This window comes from Streptomyces calidiresistens (assembly GCF_014141525.1).
Classification (GTDB): domain Bacteria; phylum Actinomycetota; class Actinomycetes; order Streptomycetales; family Streptomycetaceae; genus Streptomyces; species Streptomyces calidiresistens.
Map to the genome: position 1 here is coordinate 1 of NZ_VKHS01000138.1, position 9,176 is coordinate 9,176.

Sequence of the window (9,176 nt, forward strand, 5' to 3'; positions counted from 1 at the left end):
ACAGGGATTCCCGACACCCCCGCGGGTGTCGGCGCGCCGGTGCGCCGGCGCACCCCCACCCCCGCCGGCACCGCCGCCGGCACGCCGAGCCCGGCAGCGCCGCCGGAGCCGGAGGCACGACGGGAGGACCTCCCGTCGCCCTTCCACTTCGATCCCGCGAGCCCGTCGCGGGGCCAGGAGCCGCCACATGCCTGAGCAGATCCTCACCCGTCCCGTCACCTCCGGCGCCGGGCGCCGTCCCACGACCCCGGAGGGGGTACCGGCGCCCTCCCTGCCCCGCACCCGGGGACCGCTGGGGGAGGCCGTTCTCGCCCTTCTGGGTCCCGAGCCGCCCGCCCCCGGTTCCGACGGCGCGCCCGCCGTGGCGCCGGAGCTGACGGCCGAGATAGCCGCCGCCGACCCCTACGGCGGCGACCTCCACCTGGCCCTCCACGTCTGCTACGAGCTCCACTACCGGGGCTTCGCGGACGTCCACCCGGACCGCGAGTGGGATCCGGCGCTGCTGAGCCTGCGGGCAGCCCTGGAGGAGCGCTTCCTCACCGCACTGCGCGCCGACCTGCCGGACGACACCGATCTGCGCGGCGCCCTGGAGGACCTGCTCACCGAGCCGCCCGGGGGCGCCGGGGTCTCCCGGTACCTCTCCCGCTCGGGGGAGTGGTGGCAGATGCGCGAGTACCTGGTGCACCGCTCGATCTACCACCTCAAGGAGGCCGATCCGCACGCCTGGGCCATCCCGCGCCTGACCGGCCGGGCCAAGGCCGCGCTGGTCGCCGTGGAGTTCGACGAGTACGGCGGGGGGCGGGCCGACCGCATCCACGCCCACCTCTTCGCCGAACTGCTGGAGGGAGCCGGGCTGGAGTCCGGCTATCTGGCGTACGTGGACGTCGTGCCGGCGCCCGCGCTCGCGGTGGTCAACCTGATGTCGCTGTTCGGTCTGCACCGCACCCTGCGCGGCGCGCTGGTGGGGCACTTCGCGGCGGCCGAGATCACCACTCCGCCGTCCGCGCGGCGACTGGCCCGTGCCCTGCAGCGGATGGGTGCCCCCGAGCGGTGCGTGCGTTTCTACACCGAGCACGTGGAGGCGGACGCCGTCCACGAGCAGCTCATGCGGCACGACGTCATCGCCGATCTGCTGGAACGCGAACCGGAGTTGCGGGCGGACGTCGTCTTCGGCATCCGGGCCACCGGTTTCCTGGAGGCGAAGCTGGGACGGGTGATGCTGGAGGCCTGGACCCGGGACCGCAGTTCCCTCCTCGGCCCCCTGCGGGCGGGTGGGACCCGGGTCGCTGCCTGAGGGTCCGGTCGATCACCGCGGCGCGGGCCCGCCGGGCGGCGGGGCGCGGAGTCCCCGTCCGGCGGGCCCGGGGGCTCACCCCGCGCCGCGGTCGTCCCGGTCGGGGACGGGCGGGTGTCCCGCGGGGCGCGGGGCGTCCCCGAGCAGCACCCGGCGCAGCCGTCGGACGCCCTCCTCCAGATGCCCCGGACCGGGCACCCCCACGTGGCTCAGCCGCAGGTGCGGGGCGGGGGGTTCGGCGGCGAAGTAGGGTCCGCCGGCGGTGACCGCCACCCCGTGGCGCAGGGCGGAGGCGACCACCTCGCGCTCGTCCGTGCCGTCGGGCAGTCGCAGCCACAGGTGGTAGCCGCCGCCGGGCGGCCTCCGGGGCACCAGATCGGGCAGGGACCCGCCCAGCGCGGCCAGCAGGGTCGCGCGGCGTTCGCGCAGCGCCTCCGCGAGCGAACGCAGATGGCGGGTCCAGGCGGGGGAGCCGACCAGTTCGAGGGCGGTCTCCTGCAACGGCCGGGGGACGAGCAGACCGTCGATCACCTGGACGGCGCGCAGTCGCTCGCGGGCCGGCCCCCGCGCGGTCAGGGCGCCGATCCGCAGGCTGGGCGAGGTCGCCTTGGTCAGCGAGCGGACATGGACGACGACCCCGTCCGGGTCGGCGGCGGCCAGCGGCGGCGGGGGCGCCGGCGAGTCGGCGTGCACCAGTCGGCGGGCGAAGTCGTCCTCGACGACGAAGGCGCCGGCCGCCCGGGCCACGCGCAGCACCTCGGCCCGCCGGGGCGCCGAGAGGACGGCGCCGGTGGGGTTGTGGAACAACGGTTGGCAGACGAACAGCCTGGCCCGGGTGGCGGCGAACGCGTCGGCCAGCAGTTCCGTGCGCACCCCGTCCCCGTCCACCGGCACCGGCACCGGCCGCAGCCCGGCGGCGCGGGCGACGGCGAGGGTGCCGGGATAGGTGGGTGATTCCACCAGCACGGGGGAGCCGGGCGGGGCGAGGGCGCGCAGGGCGGTGGTCAGCGCGCTCTGGCCCCCGCCGGAGATCAGCACGTCGGAGGCGGAGAGGGCACCGGTGGGGCCACCGATGTCGCGGGCGAACCACTCCCGCAGTTCGGTCAGTCCCTCCACCGGCGGACGGGACCAGGTTCCCGGTCTGCGCCCGGCCCGGGCCAGGGCGGCGGCCAGGGCGCGCTCGGGCCGCAGGGCCGCGTGCGGGTAGCCGCTGTTGAGGTCGATGACCTCGGGGGAGGGGGCGACGAGGGTGGCCAGGAGGCCGCTCGCGTCCACCCCGCGGGGGCCGACGTCGGCGGCGCTGCGCGGCGGGTCCGCGCTCAGGGCCACCTCCTGCCAGGAGAGGTCGCCGGTGGTGGGCGACGCGCGGCGCGCGGCGGCCCTGAAGACCCCGGCGCCGGGGCGGGGGACCACCAGGCCCTCGGCGGCCAGGGAGGAGATCGCCCGGGAGACGGTCACGGGGCCGACCCCGTACCGTGCCACCAGCTCGCGGCTGGAGGGTAGTTTCTCCCCTTCCGAGTAGCGGTTCAGCTCCTCGCGCAGCTCGACGAGCAATCGCTCCACACTGCTACCCTGTTTCATGAGAGCCCAGGATAGCGCTACCCGTCCAAGAGCGGTAACGGTTCCGGCGGGGGTGAGCGGCGGAACCCTCGCGGCCGCCCTCGCCGTCGTCTCCTTCTCGCTGAGCTTCCCCGCCACGGCACTGGCCCTGGAGGGGTTCGGACCCTGGACGGTCACCGGCGCGCGGGGCCTGCTGGCGGGACTCCTCGCGGCGGCCTGCCTGCTCGCGGCCCGGGTCCCCCCGCCCGAACGCCGTCACCTCCCCGACCTCCTGACGGTCTCCGCCGGCTGCGTGATCGGTTTCCCCCTGCTCACCGCCCTCGCCCTGCGGACCACCGACACCGGACACTCCGCCGTGGTCATCGGGATCCTCCCCCTGGCCACCGCCATCATCTCCTCGGTCCTGACCGGTGGGCGCCCCTCGCGCGCCTTCTGGACGGCCGCCGGGATCGGGGCCGCCGCGGTGCTCGCCTTCACCCTCGGGCGGGCCGGCGGGGCGCCGACCCCGGGCGACGGGTACCTCTTCGCCGCGGTCCTGGCGGCCGCCGCCGGTTACGCCCGGGGCGGTCGACTCGCCTCGCACCTGCCGGGGTGGCAGGTCATCGCCTGGGCCGCGGTCGTGGCCCTGCCCGTCTGCGCCGTGCTGACGGCCGGGGCGGCGGTGACGGAGACCGCGCACCCCGGGCCGGGCGCGATCGCCGGGCTGCTCTACCTGGCCGCCGTCTCGCAGTTCGGCGGGTTCGTCCTGTGGTACCGGGGCATGGCGCTGATCGGCGTGCCCCGGGCCGGTCAGTTGCAACTCGCCCAACCGCTCCTGACCCTGCTGTGGGCGGTTGGGCTGATGGGGGAACGGCTCCCCGCGTCCGCGCCCCTCGTGGCGGTGATCGTCCTGGGCTGCATCGTGGTCACCCAACGCGCCCGCTCCTGACGGGGGCGGGCCCCGGCCCGGTACCCGTTCACTCCTCGCCCGGGCGGCGGGGGCGGGTCTCGCGGTGACTCGCGTCGCACCACGGATGCCGGGCGCTGCGCCCGCACACGCAGATCGCCACCGTCATCCGGTCGGAGGTCTCCACCCGTCCGTCCGGCAGCTCCACGGTGACCGGCCCCTCCACCAGCAGCGGTTCACCGGGCAGCATCCGGATCCGGCACCCGCCACCGCGAGGGGCGGGTGCCGGGGCACGCGTCCCCCGGGGGCGCGGGGCCTCCCGGTGCCCCGGGTCGGGCGGGCCGTCCGGGGCCCCGCCCCCCGCGCCGGCCTCGGGCACCCCGTCCGGATCACGCCAGGTCGGCACGGACCACCACCAGTTCCTCCGTGCGCTGACCGGGGCGGATCAGCCCCGCGCCCTCCAGCCAGGCCGCCCGCCGGCGCATCACCGGTCCGAAGGGCAGCACCATGCCCGCCACCACCTCGGCGCGCATGCCCTGCCGGCGCAACAGGCGCACCGTGCGCGCGGGCCCGCACACCTTGGAGTGCACCATCAGCAGGGTTCCCGACCGTCGCAGCAGCGAGGGGGCCAGGGTGCAGACCCGATCCACCAGCATCCTGCCGTCCGGACCGCCCTCCCACGCCCTGCGCGCACCCCGGCGCGGCGGGAGGGCATCGGGACCGGGCACGTACGGCGGGTTGGCCAACACGACGTCGAAGCGGCGCCCGTCCCGCCCCGCCAGCGCCATCTCGCCACGACTGACCCGCACCGGAAGCCCGCTCAACCACGCGTTGCAGCGGGCCGTGAGGACGGCCCGACCGGAGGCGTCGAACGCCCGGGCCTCCCGCGCCCCCAGGCGCAGCGCCTCCATCGCCAGGACCCCCGTGCCGGTGCACAGGTCCACCACCCGGGCCCCGGCCGCCAGGCCGGAATCCGCCAACGCCTCGCGCAGCAACCAGGTGTCCTGCTGCGGCGCGTACACCCCCGGAGCTCTCAACAACGGCATGAGGGGCGAGTCACCGATCACGGGTTTCCCAAACCCCTCCCGTTCCCCCGGGCCCCGCCGGCCCCACCGGGAAGGGGCCGGGGAGCCCCCGCGGACCCCGGCGGCGAGGGCGGGCCGAATCATCCCGAAAGCCCCGCGAAGGGGGCGAACACGAGTGAAGGGGGATGTGCCGGGTACCCGCAGACAACCGGGCGGAGGAGGGGCGAACGCCGCCGGACGGCGGAGCCCGTCCGGTCCGTCCGGCACGCCGTCGGCCCCCCCCGGGTGCCGGAGGGCGGCCGGGCATCGACCACGACGCGGAGGAGAGATCCATGAAGGCGACCGTGTGGCACGGAAAGCGGGACGTGCGGGTGGAGGAGGTTCCCGACCCGCGGGTGGAGGAACCCACCGACGCGATCATCCGTGTGACATCCAGCGGTCTGTGCGGCTCCGACCTGCACCTGTACGAGGTGATGGGACCGTTCCTGACGCCCGGCGACATCCTCGGCCACGAACCCATGGGCGTGGTGGAGGAAGTGGGCTCCGGGGTGGGTGACCTCGCCCCCGGGGACCGGGTGGTGGTGCCCTTCCAGATCTCCTGCGGTCGTTGCTTCATGTGCGAACGCGGTCTGCAGACGCAGTGCGAGACCACCCAGGTGCGCGAACAGGGCTCCGGGGCGGCGCTGTTCGGCTACACCAAGCTCTACGGCTCGGTGCCGGGCGCCCAGGCGGAGTACCTGCGCGTGCCGCACGCCGACTACGGACCGATCAAGGTCCCCGACGGGGTGGAGGACGACCGCTACCTGTACCTGTCCGACGTGCTGCCCACCGCCTGGCAGGCGGTGGAGTACGCCGACCTGCCGCCCGGCGGCACCCTGGCGGTCCTGGGGTTGGGGCCCATCGGTGACATGGCCTGCCGCATCGCCCTGCACCGCGGGGCCGCGAAGGTGATCGGCATCGACCCCGTCCCCGAGCGCCGCGAGCGGGCGAGGGCGCGCGGGGTGGAGACCCTCGATCCCACCGACCTCGACGACACGGAGGAGATCATCGCCGAGATCCGGGACCGCACCGGCGGTCGCGGCCCGGACTCCGTCATCGACGCGGTCGGCATGGAGGCGCACGGCAGCCCGGTGGGGAAGCTGGCCCAGACCGCCGGCGGCATACTCCCCGGCAAGCTGGCCGAGAAGGTGTTCACCACCGCCGGTATCGACCGCCTGGCCGCCCTGCACCTGGCCATCGGCCTGGTCCGCCGCGGCGGCACCATCTCCCTCAGCGGCGTCTACGGAGGGGAGGCCGATCCGCTGCCGATGCTCACCCTCTTCGACAAGCAGATCACCCTGCGCATGGGGCAGGCCAACGTCCGCCGCTGGACACCGGAGATCATCCCGCTGCTGGAGGGCTCCGGGGACCCGCTGGGGGTGGACGACTTCGCCACCCACCACCTGCCGCTCTCGGAGGCGCCGCGCGCCTACGAGATGTTCCAGCACAAGGAGGACGGCGCCGTGAAGATCGTCTTCCGCCCCTGACCCCCGGAGCCGCCCGTTCGCCGTTCCCCGGCTGCGCGCCGGGGAACGGCGAACGGGCCCGACGCCTCCGCGGGGCCGCCCGCCACCGGTTCCACCCACCCCGGACGAAGGGGGACATCCCGTGAACGCATCACCCGTCGGAGGGTCCGGCGAGGGCCTGCGGGTCGCCGTCATCGGCGCCACCGGAAACGTGGGCACCGGTCTGCTGCGCGCCCTGGCCGCCGACCCGGCGATCGCGGCCGTGCGCGGACTGGCCCGCCGCGTCCCCGACCGCGCCCCCGAGAAGACCTCGTGGTGGCCCGTGGACCTGGGCGACCCCCGCCCGGCCGCCGTCCGCGCCCTGGAGGAGGCGCTGCGGGGGATGGACGCGGTCGTCCACCTGGGCTGGCTCCTGCAACCCGCCCGCGACCCGATGATCACCTGGCGCACCAACGTGGGGGGAACGGAGCGGGTGCTGCGCGCGGTCGCCCGGGCGGGGGTGCCGGCCGTGTTGTGCGCCTCCTCCGTCGCGGCCTACACCTCCGGTCCGCCGCCCTCACGGCGTCGCGAGCGCCCGGTGGTGCGGGAGGACGCCTCCACCCACGGCCGTCCCACCGCGGCCTACAGCCGCGAGAAGGCCTACCAGGAACGGCTCCTGGACATCTTCGAGCGGGACCACCCGGAGGTGCGGGTGGTGCGGATGCGTCCGGCGTTCCTGTTCAAGCGGGAATCGGCCTCCCAGCAGCGCCGGCTCTTCCTCGGTCCGTTGGTCCCGGGCGGCCTGCTCCGCCCCGGCCTGCTGCCGCTGCTGCCGAACATCCCCGGCCTGCGACTGCAGGTGCTGCACACCGACGACGCGGCCGAGGCGTGGCGGCTGGCACTGCACCGACCGGTGCGCGGTGCCTTCAACCTGGCCACCGAACCGGTCCTGGACACCGGGGACCTGGCCAACCTGCTGGACACCACCCCGAGGACCGTGCCGCTCACGGCGCTCCGGGCCGCGCTGACGGCGGCCTGGACCGCCCGTCTCACCCCGGCCTCGCCCGCCCTCTTCGACACGATGGTGCGGCTGCCGGTGATGGACTGCTCGCGGGCGCGCGAGGAACTGGGCTGGACGCCGCGCCGTGACGCCCGGGAGACCGTGGCGGCCCTGCTCGGCGGCCTGCGGGACGCCGCCGGCGGCCCCACCCCGCCGCTGCGCTCCCGGCTGCCCGGTGGGCGCGCGGAGGAGATGGCCAAGGGGCCCGGTCGGGTGCCCTGAGCCGGTTCCCGCCGGGCGGGGTCCTCACCGCGGTTCGCGGAATCCGTGATCCCGTGGGTGACCCCGGGAACCGGGGGACACGGGAACGAACCCGGTGGCCGCCGTTCCCCGCTCGACGCGGGAAACGGCGGCCACCGGACGGTGGGCGGGACCGGGGCACCGGCGGCCCGGGCGAGCGGCCCGCGGGGGAGAGAAGACGTCCCGCGGGCCGGCCCCTCAGTCCTCCGCCGCGTGGTCGCCCTCCGCCCGCTCCGCGCGCTCCCTGCCGCGCCGCTCCGCCCAGGAGTGCAGCGCGTCCCGGTGTTCGGCGGCCTCCAGGTTCATGGCCGCCTCGATCAGTGCCAGATGGGTGAAGGCCTGCGGGTAGTTGCCCAGGAAGGTGCCGTCGCCCCCCATCTGCTCCGAGTACAGCCCGAAGGGCCCGGCCTGCTCGCACAGCGCGTCGAAACGGCGTTGGGCCTCCTCGGTCCGCCCGGCCAGGACCAGGGCGGAGACCATGTCGAAGGAGCACATCAGGAAGGCGCCCTCGGGCTCCTCGAACCCGTCGCCGGTCACCTTGTGGTCGTAACGGTGGATCAGGTGGTCCCCGTCGCCCAGTTCCTCGGCGATCCGGTCGATGGTGGCCACCATCCGGGGGTCGTCGCCTTCGATGAAGCCCTGCAGGGACAGGTGCAGCAGGGCGGCGTCCATGCCCCGTTCGCCGTAGGCCTGGACGAAGGCGCCGACCTCCTCGTCCCAGCCGTGTTCCAGCAGGTCGGCGCGGACCGCGTCCCGTTCGGCCCGCCAGCGGTCCACCGGGACCCCGGTCTCCCCGCACAGTTCGGCCAGTCGCACGCCCCGGTCCAGCGCCAGCCAGGAGTACAGGCGCGAGTAGGTCCAGTGGCGCGGTTCCCCGCGCGCCTCCCACAGCCCGTGGTCCGGCTCGCGCCAGATCCCGGCGAGGATGTCGGTCAGCCGCCACAGCTCCGCCAGGTCCCGGTCGGTGAGGCGTCCGGTGACCTGCTGGAAGGTGTAGGCGGCGTCGAGCACGTGCCCGTAGGAGTCCATCTGGTGCTGCTCGTACGCCTCGTTGCCCACCCGTACCGGGCGGGAGCGGGCGTAGCCCTCCAGGTGCTCCAGTTCGCTCTCGTCGATGCGGGTGGTGCCGTCCAGCTTCAGCATCGGCTCCATCCGCTCGCTGCGGTCCACGCACCCGTTGAGCGCGAAGCGCAGGTAGCGCTCCGCCTCCTCCTCGTGCCCCAGACGCAGCAGGACCAGGACCACCAGCGCGGCGTCCCGGTGCCAGACGTAGCGGTAGTCCCAGTTCCGGGTTCCGCCGATCCACTCGGGCAACGAGGTGGTGGGGGCGGCGAGCAGGCCGCCGGTCTCGTCGGACAGCAGACCGCGCAGGACCACCCCGCCCCGGCGCACCAGGTCGGCGGCGGGCCCGTCGTAGGAGGCTCGGTCGGACCAGCTCTGCCAGGCGGCGGTGGTCTCCTCCGCCAGTTGCCCGCCCGCGGCGGGGTCGAGACCGGGGCGCGGCTCGCCCCGGTACCCCAGCAGGAAGGTGGCTCCCTCCCCCTCGGTCAACTCCACCTCCGCCCGCAGGACGCCGTCGCCGTCGGAGGCGGGGGCCGGGGTGTGGGGGCTGTCTCTTATACACATC

Annotated in this window: 8 protein-coding genes and 1 pseudogene; 5 read left to right on the top strand and 4 right to left on the bottom strand. The window is 75.4% G+C overall.

Annotation, left to right across the window (positions count from 1 at the left end; all coding sequences use genetic code 11):
- A pseudogene (locus FOE67_RS29095) lies at positions 1 to 195 on the top strand (universal stress protein); the annotation flags it as partial.
- Positions 188 to 1,294, top strand: a complete 1,107-nt coding sequence (locus tag FOE67_RS08630) for an iron-containing redox enzyme family protein (RefSeq protein WP_182662156.1) — start codon at positions 188 to 190, stop codon at positions 1,292 to 1,294. The pseudogene FOE67_RS29095 and the gene FOE67_RS08630, both read left to right, overlap by 8 nt.
- 75 nt (positions 1,295 to 1,369) lie before the next feature.
- On the opposite strand, the gene FOE67_RS08635 is transcribed toward FOE67_RS08630, so the two are convergent.
- A complete protein-coding gene (locus FOE67_RS08635) occupies positions 1,370 to 2,875 on the bottom strand; it encodes an aminotransferase-like domain-containing protein (protein ID WP_182662158.1) in 1,506 nt (501 codons plus the stop codon).
- Here FOE67_RS08635 and FOE67_RS08640 point away from each other — a divergent pair.
- Positions 2,874 to 3,782: a DMT family transporter gene (locus FOE67_RS08640; protein ID WP_182662160.1), complete on the top strand. Its 909-nt coding sequence runs from the start codon at positions 2,874 to 2,876 to the stop codon at positions 3,780 to 3,782. The genes FOE67_RS08635 and FOE67_RS08640 overlap by 2 nt on opposite strands.
- A gap of 28 nt (positions 3,783 to 3,810) precedes the next feature.
- Here FOE67_RS08640 and FOE67_RS08645 read toward each other — a convergent pair whose 3' ends face one another.
- Both FOE67_RS08645 and FOE67_RS08650 read right to left on the bottom strand, forming a co-directional pair.
- A complete protein-coding gene (locus tag FOE67_RS08645; protein ID WP_182662162.1) occupies positions 3,811 to 3,990 on the bottom strand; it encodes a CDGSH iron-sulfur domain-containing protein in 180 nt (59 codons plus the stop codon).
- A 139-nt stretch (positions 3,991 to 4,129) separates the two neighbouring features.
- Entirely contained in the window at positions 4,130 to 4,807 is a 678-nt protein-coding gene (locus FOE67_RS08650) for a methyltransferase (protein ID WP_323384513.1), read from the bottom strand.
- 290 nt (positions 4,808 to 5,097) lie between these two features.
- Here FOE67_RS08650 and FOE67_RS08655 point away from each other — a divergent pair, with 290 nt between their 5' ends.
- Positions 5,098 to 6,291, top strand: a complete 1,194-nt coding sequence (locus FOE67_RS08655) for a zinc-dependent alcohol dehydrogenase (RefSeq protein WP_182662164.1) — start codon at positions 5,098 to 5,100, stop codon at positions 6,289 to 6,291.
- A 121-nt stretch (positions 6,292 to 6,412) separates the two neighbouring features.
- The gene (locus FOE67_RS08660) at positions 6,413 to 7,531 is read left to right on the top strand and encodes an NAD-dependent epimerase/dehydratase family protein (protein WP_323384516.1); all 1,119 of its coding nucleotides are present in this window, start codon (positions 6,413 to 6,415) and stop codon (positions 7,529 to 7,531) included.
- Between the two features lie 216 nt (positions 7,532 to 7,747).
- On the opposite strand, the gene FOE67_RS08665 is transcribed toward FOE67_RS08660, so the two are convergent.
- Positions 7,748 to 9,176: glycoside hydrolase family 15 protein (locus FOE67_RS08665; protein WP_182662166.1), on the bottom strand; the 1,429-nt coding region annotated here is incomplete at its 5' end.

Bases quoted from the DNA above. Each gene is read 5' to 3' on its own strand.
- FOE67_RS08655 (WP_182662164.1), top strand. From the start codon at position 5,098: ATGAAGGCGACCGTGTGGCACGGAAAGCGGGACGTGCGGGTGGAGGAG.
- FOE67_RS08630 (WP_182662156.1), top strand. From the start codon at position 188: ATGCCTGAGCAGATCCTCACCCGTCCCGTCACCTCCGGCGCCGGGCGC.
- FOE67_RS08645 (WP_182662162.1), bottom strand. From the start codon at position 3,990: ATGCTGCCCGGTGAACCGCTGCTGGTGGAGGGGCCGGTCACCGTGGAG.
- FOE67_RS08640 (WP_182662160.1), top strand. From the start codon at position 2,874: ATGAGAGCCCAGGATAGCGCTACCCGTCCAAGAGCGGTAACGGTTCCG.
- FOE67_RS08635 (WP_182662158.1), bottom strand. From the start codon at position 2,875: ATGAAACAGGGTAGCAGTGTGGAGCGATTGCTCGTCGAGCTGCGCGAG.